The 16,302-nt window shown below is 61.4% G+C and carries 12 protein-coding genes; 6 read left to right on the top strand and 6 right to left on the bottom strand.

Features of this window, described 5'->3' with window-relative positions:
* Window positions 1-21: 21 nt before the first annotated feature.
* The 5 genes from ruvX to aspS all read right to left on the bottom strand — a co-directional run bounded on the left by ruvX (window position 22) and on the right by aspS (window position 7,844).
* Window positions 22-570 carry a Holliday junction resolvase RuvX gene (gene ruvX / locus HMPREF2912_RS04855; protein ID WP_070563044.1) on the bottom strand — a complete coding sequence of 183 codons (549 nt, stop codon included), beginning with the start codon at window positions 568-570 and terminating at the stop codon, window positions 22-24.
* 57 nt (window positions 571-627) lie between these two features.
* Entirely contained in the window at window positions 628-3,315 is a 2,688-nt protein-coding gene (gene alaS / locus HMPREF2912_RS04850; RefSeq protein ID WP_070563289.1) for an alanine--tRNA ligase, read from the bottom strand.
* A 67-nt stretch (window positions 3,316-3,382) separates the two neighbouring features.
* A complete protein-coding gene (locus HMPREF2912_RS04845) occupies window positions 3,383-4,738 on the bottom strand; it encodes a replication-associated recombination protein A (protein WP_070563038.1) in 1,356 nt (451 codons plus the stop codon).
* Window positions 4,738-5,940, bottom strand: coding sequence for a phosphotransferase family protein (locus HMPREF2912_RS04840; protein WP_070563177.1), 1,203 nt, complete (start codon window positions 5,938-5,940; stop codon window positions 4,738-4,740). The genes HMPREF2912_RS04845 and HMPREF2912_RS04840 overlap by 1 nt, the downstream gene beginning before the upstream one ends.
* Window positions 5,941-6,023: 83 nt before the next feature.
* A complete protein-coding gene (gene aspS, locus HMPREF2912_RS04835; RefSeq protein WP_070563035.1) occupies window positions 6,024-7,844 on the bottom strand; it encodes an aspartate--tRNA ligase in 1,821 nt (606 codons plus the stop codon).
* A gap of 204 nt (window positions 7,845-8,048) precedes the next feature.
* Between aspS and HMPREF2912_RS04830 the strand changes: the two genes are divergently transcribed.
* From HMPREF2912_RS04830 to HMPREF2912_RS04805, 6 genes are all read left to right on the top strand, one after another.
* Entirely contained in the window at window positions 8,049-8,942 is an 894-nt protein-coding gene (locus HMPREF2912_RS04830; protein WP_070563032.1) for a KPN_02809 family neutral zinc metallopeptidase, read from the top strand.
* 327 nt (window positions 8,943-9,269) lie between these two features.
* Entirely contained in the window at window positions 9,270-10,859 is a 1,590-nt protein-coding gene (locus HMPREF2912_RS04825; protein WP_210386591.1) for an inorganic phosphate transporter, read from the top strand.
* A gap of 128 nt (window positions 10,860-10,987) precedes the next feature.
* The gene (locus HMPREF2912_RS04820) at window positions 10,988-11,710 is read left to right on the top strand and encodes a CBS domain-containing protein (RefSeq protein ID WP_070623980.1); all 723 of its coding nucleotides are present in this window, start codon (window positions 10,988-10,990) and stop codon (window positions 11,708-11,710) included.
* A gap of 45 nt (window positions 11,711-11,755) precedes the next feature.
* On the top strand, window positions 11,756-12,862 hold the full coding sequence (locus HMPREF2912_RS04815) for an LLM class flavin-dependent oxidoreductase (protein ID WP_070683456.1): 1,107 nt from the start codon (window positions 11,756-11,758) through the stop codon (window positions 12,860-12,862).
* Window positions 12,863-13,540 carry an FMN reductase gene (locus HMPREF2912_RS04810; protein WP_070596724.1) on the top strand — a complete coding sequence of 226 codons (678 nt, stop codon included), beginning with the start codon at window positions 12,863-12,865 and terminating at the stop codon, window positions 13,538-13,540.
* A 74-nt stretch (window positions 13,541-13,614) separates the two neighbouring features.
* Complete coding sequence (locus HMPREF2912_RS04805; RefSeq protein WP_070596723.1) at window positions 13,615-15,024, top strand: L-serine ammonia-lyase; 1,410 nt, start codon at window positions 13,615-13,617, stop codon at window positions 15,022-15,024.
* On the opposite strand, the gene hisS is transcribed toward HMPREF2912_RS04805, so the two are convergent.
* The gene (gene hisS / locus HMPREF2912_RS04800) at window positions 15,021-16,298 is read right to left on the bottom strand and encodes a histidine--tRNA ligase (RefSeq protein ID WP_070683454.1); all 1,278 of its coding nucleotides are present in this window, start codon (window positions 16,296-16,298) and stop codon (window positions 15,021-15,023) included. The genes HMPREF2912_RS04805 and hisS overlap by 4 nt on opposite strands.
* Window positions 16,299-16,302 lie beyond the last annotated feature (4 nt).

Here is a 16,302-nt window from a genome sequence, read left to right as displayed (position 1 = left end):
GAGCGTCCGATGCGTGAAGGTTTACGGCTCACGTACTTCGTCTCCTACGTTTGAAGGGCTGTGGCCGTTCAACGCGAAATGGCGCGCATCCAGCCAGGATTGCAAAATTTCCACCGCGGCTGCTTGGTCAATCACCGAGCGACCTCGCTTCTCTGATACGCCAGAGGCCCGCAATGCGGAGGAGGCGACCACGGTAGTAAGGCGTTCATCCACCATACGCACGGGCGGAGGTTCTTTCATCCTGTCATCTTTTGCCAAGCGGCGGCGGATACGAAACGCGATTTCCTTGGCATGTTTAACACTTGATGAACCATTGCCCTTGAGATCGCGCGGCAAACCAACGGCTACCTCAACCACGTCATACTCGTAAATCAGCTCAAGCAGGCGGTCGATATCACCCTGATCGCGGTCTTTAAACCCGGTCTCACGCCGGACGGTTTCGACCGGCATGGCCAAGCGCGCGTCCCGGTCAGAGACGGCCACGCCGATGCGGACAGTACCGACGTCGAGGCCCAAACGGCGCCCCGGGCCGGGATCGTCCGCGACTGGTTTGTCGGGTTCTACGGCCATCGTGCTCCTCCTGATTCTGCGAGTCAGCTACAACTGCAGCCAACTAGGGCGCGTTCGTTAGTGGGCTTCGAGCTCATCACGGACGGCGTCGAAGGCCTGCTGGAGACCTTCAGCGTTGGCGCCGGAACCTTGAGCCATATCGGGCTTTCCGCCGCCCTTGCCGTCAACATAGCCAGAAATAACCTTGACCAAGTCACCAGCCTTGACGCCGCGCTCGACGGCAGGCTTAGTGGCGCCAACGATGAACGGGAGCTTGCCGCCCTCGTTCTCCGATGCCAGGACAACCACACCGGCGACATCACCGAGACGGTTCTTGATATCCGAGGCCAACGTGCGCAGATCACCGCCGTTTACTCCGTTAGGAAGTTTGACCGATACGAGGGTGAAGCCATTAACGGTGGTCGCACCAGAAATCATCTCCGCGGTCTGCGACATGAGCTGGGCCTTGTGCAGCTCCGCAATCTGCTTCTCAGCGGCCTTGAGCTTCTCCGTCAGCTGCGCGATGCGCTCCGGAAGATCCTCAGTCTGCACCTTGAGCTCGCGGGACACGCCTTCCACGAGTGCGGTCTCCTTGGAGTAGAAGCGGAATGCATCCAGACCCGAATAAGCCTCGATACGGCGCGCGCCCGAACCCACGGAGGATTCGCCAAGGACAGACACCGGGCCAATCTCAGCGGTGTTCTTCACGTGCGTACCACCGCAGAGCTCGATGGAGAACGGGCCACCCATCTCCACGACGCGGACCTCGGAACCGTAGTTCTCACCAAAGAGGGCCATCGCGCCCATCTCCTTGGCCTTCTCCAAAGACGTCTCGATGGTATTGACCGGGAAGTGCTGGTCCACCGCCTGGTTCGTCACCAAAGCGATCTCATCGAGCTGCTCCTGGGTGAGCTGGTCGGTGTAGTTGAAGTCAAAGCGCAGGTAGCCGGGTCGGTTCAAGGAACCAGCCTGGACTGCAGTCGGGCCTAGCACCTGGCGCAGCGCTGCGTGGATAAGGTGCGTCGCCGAGTGCGCCTGCACGGCGCCGTGGCGCCATTGTTCATCAACGGCAGCCGTCACGCCGTTGCCCAACTCAAGCCCACCGGCGGTCACCGTAGCCTTGTGCACCCACAGCTTCTTGCCAATCTTCTGCACATCGTTGACCTCAAGGAGGGTCTCGCCCGCGAAGATTCGACCATGGTCGGCGGTCTGGCCACCGGCTTCAGCATAAAGCGGCGACTGGTCCAGGATTACCTCGACGGTATCTCCTGCCTCGACCTCGGTTACCTTCTGACCATCGCGCACAAGGCCGATGACCTTGGCCTCGGACTCCAGGGTTTCATAGCCCGTGAACAACGTCGGGTGGTTATCCACCCACTCGCGGTAGAGCGACAGGTCAGCATGACCATGCTTCTTAGCCTGATTATCGGCCTTGGCGCGGCGGCGCTGCTCGCCCATGGCGGCGTCGAAGCCTTCCATGTCTACGGTCAAACCGGCTTCCTGAGCCATCTCCAAGGTCAGGTCGATGGGGAAACCATAGGTATCGTGCAGCTCAAAAGCCTTCTCGCCGGAGAGGACCTTCGGGGTGGCCGCACGAGAGGTGCTCTTCAGTTCCTCCACGGCTTCGTCGAAAAGCTTGGTGCCTGACTCCAGCGTCTTCAGGAAGGCCTTCTCCTCCGCCACGGCAACGCGCAGGATACGCTCGCGGTTGTCGGCGATCTCCGGGTAGGACGGGGTCATGGTGTCCATGATGGTGTTCATGAAACGCTCCATGGTCTCACCCTTCGCGCCAAGCAGCTTGGCGGAGCGGATGATGCGGCGCAGCAAGCGACGCAGAATGTAGCCACGACCCTCGTTACCGGGGGTAACGCCGTCCAAAATGAGCATCATGCCGGTACGCGAGTGGTCCGCCACCACGCGGAAGCGAATGAGGTCTTCCTTCGGAGCATCCGGAACGTACGTCGCACCGGTAAGTTCCTCGGCTACGTCGATGACCGGGCGCAGCAGGTCCGTCTCGTAGACGTTGTCCACACCCTGCAGGATGCAGGCCACGCGCTCGATGCCCATGCCGGTATCAATGTTCTTCTTGGGCAGCTCGCCCACGATCTCGAAGTTGCCCTTGCCGATGCCTTCGCCACGCTCGTTCTGCATGAAGACCAAGTTCCAGATCTCCATGTAGCGGTTATCATCCGCAATCGGGCCGCCATCCTGGCCATATTCCGGCCCGCGGTCATAGTAGATCTCAGAGCACGGACCGCACGGCCCGGGAATACCCATGGACCAGTAGTTGTCTTCCATGCCTAGGCGCTGAATACGCTCGGTGGGCACGCCGATCTTGTTGTGCCAAATATCGGCCGCCTCATCATCGTCGAGGTAGACCGTGACCCACAAACGCTCCGGGTCGAGGCCCAAACCGCCTTCATCGACGGAGGTGGTCAGCAGGTTCCAGGCGTGGGTAATTGCGCCTTCCTTAAAGTACTGGCCAAAGGAAAAATTACCCGCCATCTGGAAGAAGGTATTGTGACGGGTGGTAATGCCCACTTCCTCGATGTCCAAGGTGCGCACGCACTTCTGGATAGAGGTCGCCGTGCCGTTAGCAAAAGGCGGGTTCTGCTGGCCCAGGAAGTAGGGCTTGAAGGGAACCATGCCGGCGTTAACGAAGAGCAGGTTCGGGTCATCCAGGATCAGCGACGCGCTGGGGACGGCCTCGTGGCCGGCCTTGACGAAGTGCTGGGTAAAGCGTTCCCGGATCTCATGAGTCTTCACGAGCAAAATTCCTTCACTGTTGAATGGTTTCTAGTCAGCGCTCAACTTTACCCGTCCGGTGCTGTGCTTAGCGACGCCGCCCCCGGATGATGTCCCGCAGCCTTCCCAGGTACTCGCGCACACGCTTCTCCGCGCCATGGTCGGTGGGGTGATAGTACTCGGCATCCGCCAGCGTCTCCGGCAAATACTGCTGGGACAGTACACCGCGCGGATCATCATGCGGGTACTGATAGCCCACTGCATTGCCCAAGCGTTTCGCTCCCTCATAATGGCCGTCGCGCAGGTGCGCGGGCACATGCCCGCTCTTGCCGGCGCGAACGTCGGCCTGGGCCGCGTTGATGGCGTTGATAACGGAATTGGATTTCGGTGCCGTAGCGAGATGGATTGTCGCCTGAGCCAGCGGAATACGCGCCTCGGGTAATCCGATAAGGGCCGCGGCCTCCGCTGCGGCCACGGCAGTGGGCAGCGCGGTGGGATCAGCCATTCCGATGTCTTCGGAGGCATGCACGATAAGCCGGCGGGCGATGAAACGCGGGTCTTCGCCTGCCTCAATCATGCGGGCCAGGTAATGCAGCGCGGCATCCACGTCGGAACCGCGGATGGACTTAATAAACGCGGAGACCACGTCATAATGCTGGTCGCCGTCGCGGTCATAGCGCACCACCGCGCGATTGACGTTTTCTTTGAGAACCTCAACGGTGAGTTCACCGCCATCGGGCACTGCCTCGGCCGCCGCCTCAAGATAGGTCAGTGTGCGCCGAGCATCGCCCCCGGCGAGCAGCACCAGCTGGTCTAGAGCATCGTCCGTTGCGGTGATCCTTCCCGCCAATCCCCGCTCGCTGGTCAATGCGCGCTCGGCGAGGGTGCGCAGGGAGGCGTCGTCCAGCGGCTCCAAGTGCAGCAACAAGGAACGCGAAAGCAGCGGGGCCACGACGGAAAAGGAAGGATTTTCGGTGGTGGCGGCCACGAGCAGCACGGTGCGGTTTTCGACGGCCGCGAGCAGCGCGTCCTGCTGAGTCTTGGAGAAGCGGTGCACCTCATCGATGAACAGCACGGTGCGGCGCCCTTGAATCAGCTCACGGCGGGCGTGGGAGATCACCTCTCGAACCTGCTTCACACCGGAGTCCAAGGCGGAAAGCCCAATGAAGTTATCTCCCAAGGAAGATGCGATGAGTGAGGCCAGCGTCGTCTTTCCGGTTCCCGGCGGCCCGTACAGGATGACGGAGGCCTCGCCTGAGCCTTCCACCAGCCTACGCAGCGGGGTTCCCGGCTCCAGGAGGTGCTTCTGCCCCACTACTTCATCGAGGTTTTGCGGCCGCATGCGCGCGGCCAGCGGCGAACCGGGGTGGGTTGCAAACATATCGGGGCCACCCGGCAGGCTTGGCGCTGACTGGTCATCGCCGAAGAGTGACTCCTGCCCCATCAGGGCTCCCGGAGTCGAGAGGCCACGGCTCGCCCAAACTCGGCGACCGCAGAGCACCCGTCATTGCTACATTGCGCGGCAAACCGCGACAGCGCTTCGAAGGTCTCATAAAGATCGCGCCGAATCAGTATTTCATCCTCGCTGAACGGACCATGGTCGGATCGACGAAGCAGAGAACGGTGCGGGTCACGGTAGATCTCAGCGTTGCCTTCCGCCAACGCGACGACCCCTTCGATCCCGCCGGCATACATCGTGGTCACGCTCGACAGAGCCCAACCGATGAGGCAGGAGACGAGCAACTCGTGCAGCGTCTTCTCATCGGCGAGCTGCGGCCAGACATCGACAATGCGGCGCTGCCAGGCATGGATGAAAAGCCCCGCCTCGGCATCAGTGATCGGCCGAGAAAAAAGAAACTGCGGGAAGCCGGCCACCACGCAGGCCACGTCAAAGCCGACGTTGCGGAAACCGGCCCACTCATAGTCCAAGAAGGTCAGCGTTGAGCCGACGATGATGTTGTCTGGGGACAGGTCGAAGGGAGTAAAAGCGCGGTTGCGGCCAGAACTCAGACTCTGCATGGCGGCACGGGCCAATGTGCGGACGTGTTCCGGCGGTTCCAGTCCTGCCTCGCTGAGGATATCCGCACCAATCAGAATGGAGCTCTGCAAGGAATCATCGCGCAATGCCTGGTGCTCAGCGTATTCGGGATGCCGACGTAACTGGCGCTTGAGCAGGGCGTCATAGTCTTCTTCGCGCCCGGCGGTCCCAGCATGCATTTTGCCCAACGCGCTGCCCAGAGCCCTGAGCAGCTCGCCGCGGTCTTCATCACCGCTGCGCGCAAGGGTGTCCGCCAGGGTGTCGCCTTCGCCGGCGTCGGACAGCACAAGAATGCGCTTGTCCACGTCGTGCGCGAGCAACACAGGTCCTGGGCGGACCTCCTCAGACAGCGCCGTGGTGAACTGATAGGCCACCACTTCACGGAGAAGTGCGGCGTCATCAATAGTGTGCCCGGTGACCGGGTTGTACTTGATGACGACCGAACGATGCGGGAAGAAGGCGCTGGGAGTCGTCCGAGCACGAAGTACCACGGCATTGCCCGAGCCGGTGAGTTGCTCAACGTCACTCAGCTCAGGCTCCCCGCCATAGCGGCGCGAAATCATCTGTGAGGCTTCTGCTACCACGACATCAGCCACAGAATTATTCATGGACTCGTGTCCCGTCGGATTCACTTGCTTGCCTGCTTCCACTTGTTGTCGGCCCAATGAGGTACACCCATGGTGTGGGGCCTTTAGGACTCCTTCCCAGCCTTTTCACCCTGGGCAGCCTTCGCAGCCTTCTCCGGCTTGAAGTCCACACCGGTCTCCTTGCGCTGCGCGGCGGGGATGGTGCCGGGGGCGTCGGTCAGCGGGTCGACGCCGCCACCGGACTTCGGGAAGGCGATGACATCGCGGATGGACTCGAATCCACCCAGCAGGGAGACGATGCGATCCCAGCCGAAAGCGATGCCGCCGTGTGGCGGAGCACCGAACTGGAAGGCGTCGAGCAGGAAGCCGAACTTCTCCTGGGCTTCTTCTTCGCCGATGCCCATGACGTCGAAGACGCGCTTCTGCACATCCTGGTCGTGGATACGGATGGAACCGCCGCCAATCTCATTGCCATTGCAGACAATGTCGTAGGCATAAGCCAAGGCCTCTCCCGGGTTCTGGTCAAAGTTATCCAGGTACTCCGGCTTCGGCGAAGTGAAGGCGTGGTGGACTGCAGTCCACTTGGAGTGGCCCAAAGCCACGTCACCCGAGGCGGTGGCATCGGCGGAGGGCTCGAAGAGCGGTGCGTCGACGACCCAGGTGAAGGCCCAGTCGCCGTCCTTGATGAGATCGAGCTTCTTCGCAATCTCACCGCGAGCTGCGCCCAGCAGCGCACGGGAAGCCTTGGTCTCGCCGGCAGCGAAGAAGATGGCATCGCCCGGCTTGGCGCCGACGTGGGCGGCAATACCCTCGCGCTCGGCATCCGTGATGTTCTTGGCTACCGGGCCACCCAATGTGCCATCCTCAGCAACGGTGATGTAGGCCAAGCCCTTCGCACCGCGCTGCTTTGCCCACTCCTGCCATGCATCGAACTGGCGGCGCGGCTGGGAGGCTCCGCCTTCCATGACGACGGCACCGACGTATTCGTTCTGGAAGACGCGGAAGGTGGTGTCCTTGAAGAAGTCCGTGCACTCCACGATCTTGATGTCGAAGCGCAGGTCCGGCTTGTCGGAACCGTAGTACTTCATGGCATCGGCATAGGTCATGCGCGGGATGGGGGTCTTGATTTCGTAGCCGATGAGCTTCCACAGCGCGGAGACGATCTCTTCTGCCAGAGCAATGACATCATCCTGGTCCACGAAGGACATTTCGACGTCGAGCTGCGTAAACTCCGGCTGGCGGTCAGCACGGAAGTCCTCATCGCGGTAGCAGCGAGCGATCTGGTAGTAGCGCTCCATTCCGGCGACCATGAGCAGCTGCTTGAACAGCTGCGGGGACTGCGGGAGTGCGTACCAGCTGCCCGGCTTCAGGCGCGCCGGCACGAGGAAGTCACGGGCGCCCTCCGGGGTGGAGCGAGTCAGGGTCGGGGTTTCGATCTCAGTGAAATCGTGGCTGTCCAGGACCTGGCGGGCAGCGCGGTTCGCGGCCGAGCGCAGGCGCAGCGCCTCGTGCTGGCGCTCGCGGCGCAGATCCAGGTAGCGGTACTTCAGGCGGGTCTCCTCACCGACCTCACCGGAGGAGGATGGATCATCAATCTGGAACGGCAGCGCTGCGGACTTGTTGAGTACCTCCAGGTCCGTGACGTTGACCTCGATCTCGCCGGAGGCCAGGTTCGGGTTGGCCGAGCCCTCCGGGCGGGGCTCCACGACGCCAGTGACCTTGACGCAGTACTCGGAACGCAGATCGTGGGCGCGCTCAGCTACCTCGGTCTCGCGGAAAACAACCTGGGCAACGCCGGAGCGGTCACGCAGGTCAATGAAGATAACACCACCGTGGTCGCGACGGCGTGCGACCCACCCCGTCAGGGTGACGGTCTCCCCCGCCAACTCCTTGCGCAGTTCGCCTGCCAAATGTGTACGCAGCACTCTCGTTCAATCCCTTCTCATCGTTGACGCTCACACCCACTCACGCCACGCGTAGACAGCACGCGCCGAGGGATGCAAGTACTTGAACGGCCCAAGTCTACCGCCCGCACCGGACTTGCTCAGCGCTAGGGTGAGCACCGCGCGCATGGCGGTGCACCCACTATCGAGCAGACACCACCACCAGCATGTGGCAAAATCTGGAGCATGACTTTTAAATCTGGCGCCAATTTTGATGGTAAGCGAGCAAGCTCCGGCGGTGGAGGCCGCGGCGGCATGATCGCTACCGGCGGCGGCATTGGTTCGCTCCTCCTCATCGGCCTCTATCTCCTTCTCGGCGGCGATCCCGGCGCCATCACCGGAAGCGATCCCCAGGCCGACCAGACCCAGGTCGGCCCCGAAGAAAGCGGGGAGGACGCGTTTGCGCACTGCCAAACCGCTGAAGACGGCAACAAGTATGACGATTGCCGCGTCATGTTTGCGGCCCAGTCCGTGGACAAGGTGTGGGCGCAGCAGCTACCAGACCAGGCTGGCATCGACTACGTCGAACCTGGCCGCGTCATTTTTAACAACACCACTATGTCGGGCTGTGGCCAGGCCTCCGGCGCCACGGGCCCGTTCTACTGCCCGGCGGATGAGTCGGCCTACTTCGACACCGCCTTCTTTGATCAGCTCCGCAACTTTGGCGGCGATAACGCCCCATTGGCACAAATGTATATCGTGGCCCACGAATTCGGCCACCACATTCAAAAGCTGGAAGGAACTCTCAGCCTGTCGAATTACAACGAACCCGGCGAGGATTCCAACGCGGTGAAGATTGAGTTGCAGGCCGATTGCTATGCCGGCCTGTGGGCGCACTACGCCGACAAAGGTGACGATGCCCTGCTCGAAACCATTACCGAGCAGCAGGTGACTGATGCTGTCAACACTGCACGCGCCGTGGGTGATGACAATATTCAGCGCCGCTCAGGCGGCGAAGTACGCCCCGATACGTGGACGCACGGCTCTTCCGAAGACCGAGCGCAGTCGTTCCTCGCCGGTTATAATTCCGGCAAAATGGAGCAGTGTGACACCTTAGGCCGTGGGGTTTACAAGTCTTAGGGTCTTAAGAAGCGCCCACCCCAAGGTCGCACCACCCCCAAATGTGCCCCATTAGCCCAGATTAGATTCACATACACCAGATGTTTACCTGCCGTACACCTTAATGCCTTAAGGTAGTCAAGTTCCCGCCGGTTCGTGGTGGGTTCCGCTCTGTCTTTAAAAGCATAAAAGAACTGCGCGTGATGTCATTATCACCTGCACCGCGGCAGGTATGTCGCTGCCCGGGCCAACGCCGAATGCGCCCCGCCCGCGGCCTGCTCACACTGTCTCATCACGCAGCGTTCTCTTCATGAAAGGAACGACGTCTTGAGCACCGCCACGCCGACGATGCCTGATCTTGAGTCGATGAATGGCAAGAACAAGGACTGGATTTGGCACCTGTTCTTCGGCGCCATCACGGCTGTCACCCTGATCTTTTTCATCATTTGGGGCAACGGAGAAGTTGCTGAGGGAACCAACAAGGTAGTCCTTGTTACAGCAATTATCTTCGCTGTCTTTATGGCCTTCAACATTGGCGGCAATGACGTCGCCAACTCCTTCGGTACCTCCGTGGGCGCGGGAACCCTCTCCATGAAGCAGGCCCTCGCTGTCGCGGCGGTCTTTGAGGTATCCGGTGCCATCCTCGCCGGCGGCGAGGTGACTGATACGGTCCGCTCCGGAATCGTTGACCTCGATGCCATCGATGGCCTCGACCCGATGGAATTTGTCTACATCATGATGGCGTCACTGCTCGGCGCTGCCATCTGGCTTTTGGTAGCCACCCGCATGGGTTGGCCGGTTTCTACCACCCACTCCATCGTCGGCGGCATCGTCGGCGCCGCTCTGACCGTCGGCTTCATCACCGGTAAGGGCGGCATGGACATGGTGCAATGGGGCGGAATTGGCACCATCGCTTTCTCCTGGGTGCTGTCTCCGGTTCTCGGCGGTATTGCCGCGTACCTCCTTTTCAAGTGGATCAAGTCTTCCATCTTGGTGTACAACGACGCCGCAGACGAACGCCTGCGTGACATCAAACTTCGCCGCGCCGAGCTGCGCAAGGAGCACAAGACCCGCTTTGAGCGCATGAACGAGCTGCAGCAGATCTCCTATACAAATGCGATGGCTCGCGACGCCGCTCTTACCGCCGAAGAGGACTACGACCCAGAGGCTCTCGAGTCCGACTACTACCGCGATCTGCACAACCTCAACAAGGATCTCGAGGATGTCAATGCACACCGCGCGCTCGAGAACTGGGTTCCGCTGCTCGCGGCTCTGGGTGCCGTGATTATCTCCGCGATGTTGCTCTTCAAGGGTCTGAAGCACACCGGCATCGATGTCACTGCCCTAGAAACTTTCCTGGTCATGGGCATGGTTGGAGCCATCGTCTGGATGGCCGTCTTCATCTTTGCCCGCTCCCTGAAGAAGAAGTCCCTGAAGCGCTCTACCTTCCTCCTCTTCTCCTGGATGCAGGTCTTCACCGCCTCCGCCTTTGCGTTCTCGCACGGTTCCAATGACATCGCCAACGCCATCGGCCCCTTCGCTGCGGTCTTCGATGTCTTGCAGACCAACCAGATCTCCGATGAAGTTTCCGTGCCGCTGCCGGTCATGGTAGCCATGGGTATCGCCTTGGTTGCCGGCCTCTGGTTCATCGGCCGCTTCGTCATCCAGACCGTTGGTTCTGGCCTCACCCAGATGCACCCCTCCTCCGGTTTCGCCGCCGAGCTGGCCGCTGCTGCCGTCGTCATGGCCGCTTCCCTCTTGGGCCTGCCGGTCTCCTCGACCCACATCCTCATCGGTGCCGTCCTTGGTGTCGGCATTGTGAACCACGCCGCCAACTGGAAGCTGATGAAGCCCATCGCTTTGGCATGGGTCATCACCCTTCCGGCGGCCGCCGCCATCGCTGCGGCGACGGTGTCCATCCTGCGCGTCGTCTTCTAAAGGTCAACGCATCGCGCATACCGCATTCTCGCCGTGAGTTTCCCCGACCACCGGGGTTGCTCACGGCGAGATTTTTCTTATCGCTTGAGCCTTAAGCACAAATCCAAGAACCCGTACACTTAGGCGGCATGAGCGACAACTCCTTGGCCAGATTCTTTTCCGCTTTTAATGACATTGAGCAGTTCCTCCGCCAAGCTATCGGGGCAAAGAACTCTGATTCTTTCTGGTGGATTGTTGATCGCGCGCACGACAAACACCTTTTGAGCAAGCGCCAAGCAGAACAGCTGAAGGACTTTAGCAACCTCCGCAACGCCATCGCCCATGGCCGCTACTTCAGCGGTGAGCCCATCGCTACCCCACACCCTCACGTCATCAAGCAGCTCGAAAACCTGCAACGCCTGCTCACGGATCCACCCACAGCGCAGGCTCTGCTCGCTAGCCGTGATGTGACCACCCTTGCCCCTGACACCCCGATCATGGAGGCTTTGAAGCTTATTAACACGACCGGCTATTCCCAGATCCCAATCTATGAATCCGGGACTTACCAGGCGCTTCTCACCACCAACGTCATTGCACGATGGGTTGCGGCAGATCTCGGTGATGACGGTGTGATTAACGCGGCGTCGATTAGCACTGTGCTGGAATTCGCAGAGCGCAAGGACCGCGCAGAGTTCCTGCCCCGCACCGCCAGCGCGCAAGAGGTCATCGATGCCCTCACCGACCCTGCGGCAGACGGCACCCACCCCGGCGCGGTCCTCCTCACCGAGCACGGCAAACCTTCCCAACTTCCTGTATCCATTGCTACGCCTGCCGACCTCGCGACATTGGTTGCTGCAGTCGAATGGGAATAACTCCCCTCCCTAACCTTGTTGACATGACATAGAAAGGAGGATGTCATGCAATTTGGAGTCTTTAGCATCGGCGTTGTCACCCAGGACCCGACCACCGGCCACACCCCCACTGAGGCCGAGCGCATCCGCGCTATCACGGAGATTGCCCTCAAAGCAGAAGAGGTGGGCCTCGACGTCTTCGCCACCGGCGAGCACCACAACCCGCCCTTTGTGCCTTCGGCCCCCACCACCCACCTGGCATACATTGCGGCACAGACGAAGAACCTTCAGCTCTCCACTGCCACCACGCTGATCACTACCAACGACCCTGTTCGCCTCGCGGAGGACTACGCATTCCTCCAGCACCTGGCAGATGGGCGCGTCGACCTCATGCTAGGCCGCGGCAACACCGGCCCGGTTTACCCGTGGTTTGGCAAGGACATCCGTGAGGGCATTCCGCTCGCAGTGGAGAACTACCACTTGCTGCGCCGCCTCTGGCGCGAACCCGTCGTGTCCTGGCAAGGAAAGTTCCGCACCCCGCTGCAGGGTTTTACTTCCACGCCCGCGCCTCTCGATGGCATCCCACCCTTTGTCTGGCACGGCTCCATTCGCTCCCCACAGATTGCGGAACAGGCGGCTTTTTACGGCGATGGCTTCTTCCACAACAACATCTTCTGGAACAAGGAGCACACCGCGAAGATGGTGAACCTCTACCGCAATCGCTACGAGTCCTATGGCCACGGCCGCGCCGACCAGGCCATCGTGGGCCTCGGCGGGCATGTCTTCATCGCGCCCACGGAGCAGCAGGCAAAGGACTTCTTCCGCCCCTACTTCGACAATGCCCCGGTGTACGGTCATGGCCCCTCCTTGGAGGAGTTCACGGCACAGACCCCGCTCACCGTAGGCACCGTAGAGCAGGTGGTGGAGCGCACACTACAGTTCGCAGATTGGGTGGGTGATTACCAGCGCCAGCTCTTCCTCATCGACCACGCCGGACTGCCTCAAGAGGTGGTGCTCGAGCAGATCGAAATCCTTGGTACACAGGTGGTGCCCGAGCTGCGCCGCCGCTTTGAGGAACGCCGCGCAGATCATGTACCTTCTGACCCGCCCACCCATGCCACGCTCGGCGCTTATGCCCCGCACGCGCTGGTCAACCCTGGAGAGGAGAAGTAGTTGCGCTCTCTCGTACTCGTTACGGCTGGACTCTCATCACCCTCCTCGACGCGTGCACTTGGCGACGCCCTCTCCGCCGCCACCACCGCCCGCGTTAGTGCCCGAGGTGAAGGCGTCGACGTGACCGTCGTTGAGCTGCGCGAGCTTGCCGGCGAATTGGCAGAAGCCATGACCAACTGGGTTTCACCCACACCCCGCCTCCATGCCGCGCAGACTGCCGTGACCAAGGCGGACGGTCTCATCGCCGTCAGCCCGGTGTTCCAGGGCAGTTATTCGGGTTTGTTCAAGATGTTCTTCGACACTTTGGAGCCGCATTCACTGGAAGGACTGCCCACGCTCATCGCTGCCACTGGCGGCTCAAGCCGGCACGCGCTTGTGCTCGACTATGCTCTGCGCCCGCTGCTTAACTACCTGCATGCCACAGTGGTCCCCACCGGGATCTTCCAGGCCACGGAAGACTTTGGCACTGCAGAAGGCGCGCGCAATGACAAACGCATAGAACGCGCCGCCGAGGAGCTAGCGGACCTCATGGTGCGCCCGCTCGACCGGGTCTCTGGACTTGCCGGGAGGCTCGGCGAGGCGGAGGAAGCGCCCCAGGGGGAGCTATCACAGGACGTCGATCCAGACCCTTCAGGATTCCGCGCGCTGCTTTCCCGCCACGACGGGCAGCCGAGCTAAGCGGTTGCGGAGGGCTCTCGGTACTATCGTAAGGCGACACTTATCTAACGCTCCCAAGGAGGTTTCACCCCCACATGACAATTAGCGTGACCGATATCTTCTCCATCGGAATCGGCCCCTCCTCCTCCCATACAGTCGGCCCCATGCGCGCGGCTAAGGCCTTCCTCGAGGCGCTTGATCAACACCCGGCCAAGGTCCACACCGTACTGCGCGGTTCCCTGTCCGCTACCGGCCGCGGCCACGCCACGGATCGCGCCGTGATTCTGGGCCTCGCCGGATGGGATCCGCTGTCCGTACCGCTCGACGCAGAGCCACGCGCCGATGCCTTTATCCCCACCGAGGGCACCATTTCTGGCCCCGCAGGCGAAGTGCAGTACAGCATCGAATTCAACAACGAACCGGTGCCGGAACACCCGAACTGCCTCATCTTTACGGCCTGGGACGAGAACGGCACGGTACTCGCCGAGAATGCAGAGTACTTCTCCGTCGGCGGCGGTTTTATCCTGTCCCGCGAGGAATACGATGCCCAGCTCCAAACAGACACCGGTGTGCCAGCCGGTGTCGCCGCGGCCACCGCTGAGGACACCGTTCCTTATGAGTTCCAGTCCGGCGAACACCTGCTTCACCTGTGTGCGGCCAATGACAAAGCTATCTGGGAAATCGTCGCCGCCAACGAGGCCGTGTTGCACCGCGAAGAAGGCGGTCTCGACTACGTCTACCAGCACCTCGACTTGGTCTGGGATATCATGCGCGAGTGCGTGACCGAGGGCATTTCCTCCAAGGGAATCCTTCCCGGTGGCCTACGCGTGAACCGCCGCGCGCCACGCATGTACCACCAACTTCTGGCCAAGCAAAACGATGAGTCCTGTGGCTTGTCTGCGATGGAATGGGTCAACCTCTACGCGCTTGCCGTCAACGAACAGAACGCCGCCGGCGGCCGCGTCATCACCGCCCCCACTAACGGCGCGTGTGGCATCATCCCCGCGGTGCTGCACTACGCGCGTGACTTCCAGGCTGATTTCACCCGCTCCGATGCCCGCCGCTACCTGCTGACCGCAGGTGCCATTGGCATCATCATCAAGTCCAATGCCTCGATTTCCGGCGCCGAGGTGGGCTGCCAGGGCGAGGTTGGCTCAGCGTCCTCCATGGCAGCTGCTGGCATGGCAGAACTACTCGGAGCAACACCGGAACAGGTTGAAAATGCCGCCGAGATTGCCCTTGAGCACAACCTCGGCCTGACCTGTGACCCCGTCGGCGGCCTCGTGCAGATTCCCTGTATCGAGCGCAACGCCATCGGTGCCGTCAAGTCCATCAACGCCGCGCGCCTTGCGCTCATGGGTGAGGGAACGCACCACGTTACCCTCGATAACGCGGTGCGCACCATGGCCGAAACCGGACGCGACATGCTCTCCAAGTACAAGGAGACCTCGCTCGGCGGCCTGGCGAAGACGATGGGCTTCACCGTCTCGCAGGTGGAGTGCTAAACCACTGCTCTGAGCTGCTTGACGACGTCCCCCACCGGGACGTCGTGCTGCTCGTGCGCGCGCAGATCCTTCAGCGCCACGGTGTCAGACTCTAGCTCCTGGTCACCGAGGACCAGCGCGAAACGAGCGTTGGCGCGATCAGCGCCCTTCATCGCTCCCTTGAGGCCGCGGTCACCGAAGGACATGTCCGCGGAAATACCGGCCTTGCGCAGGTCATTAATGATGCTGACCATCTTCTTCTTTGCCGCAGCGCCCAAAGCAACGCCATAAACAGCCACGCGCTCTTCGACGCCGTCGAGCTCCACGCCCTCGGCTTCCAGGGCCAAAACCGTGCGGTCCACGCCGAGGCCATAGCCGATACCGGACAATTCCTGTCCGCCGAGCTGAGCCATGAGGCCATCGTAGCGGCCGCCGCCGCCAATGCCGGATTGCGCACCGAGGCCATCGTGGACGAATTCGAAACAGGTCTTCGTGTAGTAATCAAGACCGCGGACCATGCGCGGGTTGATGGTGTAGGGCACGCCCATGTCATCGAGCAAGCCAGTGACCGTCTCAAAGTGCTCGCGGCACTCGGCATTGAGGTGGTCGAGCATGAGGGGGGCGTCGACAAGCTGCTCCTGGACCTCCGGGCGCTTGTCATCGAGCACGCGCAGCGGGTTCAGCTCCGCGCGGGCCCTGGTTTCCTCGTCGAGGTCCAGCTTGAACAGGAATTCCTGCAGCTTTTCGCGGTAGGCCGGGCGGCAGTCGTGGTCACCCAAGCTGGTCAGCTCCAGACGGAACTGGCTAAGCCCCAGGCTGCGGTAGGAGCGGTCCGCTAGCGCGATGATTTCCGCGTCCAGCGCCGGATCATCGACACCAATGGCCTCGACACCGACCTGCTGCAGCTGGCGGTAGCGGCCAGCCTGCGGGCGTTCGTAGCGGAAGAAGGGGCCAAAGTAATTGAGCTTGACCGGCAACTGGCCGCGGTCGAGGTTGTGCTCAATAACTGCGCGCATAACACCCGCGGTACCTTCGGGGCGCAGAGTCACGGAGCGGTCGCCGCGATCGGCGAAGGTATACATCTCCTTCGACACGACGTCCGTGGACTCCCCCACGCCTCGGGCGAAAAGCGACGTGTCCTCAAAGACGGGGAGTTCGATGTGTTGGAAGCCGGACAGATGTGCCTGATGCACGAAGGTCTCACGAACCTTGGCAAAGATGGCCGATTGCGGCGGAACGTAGTCCGGCACACCCTTGGGCGCGGACAGGGCTTTGAACTGCTTCTTATCACTCACGCCC

The organism is Corynebacterium sp. HMSC056E09 (genome assembly GCF_001813425.1).
Lineage (GTDB): Bacteria > Actinomycetota > Actinomycetes > Mycobacteriales > Mycobacteriaceae > Corynebacterium > Corynebacterium hesseae.
Note: the sequence above shows the minus strand (reverse complement) of the source record. Positions and strands in the feature narration are given on the sequence as shown.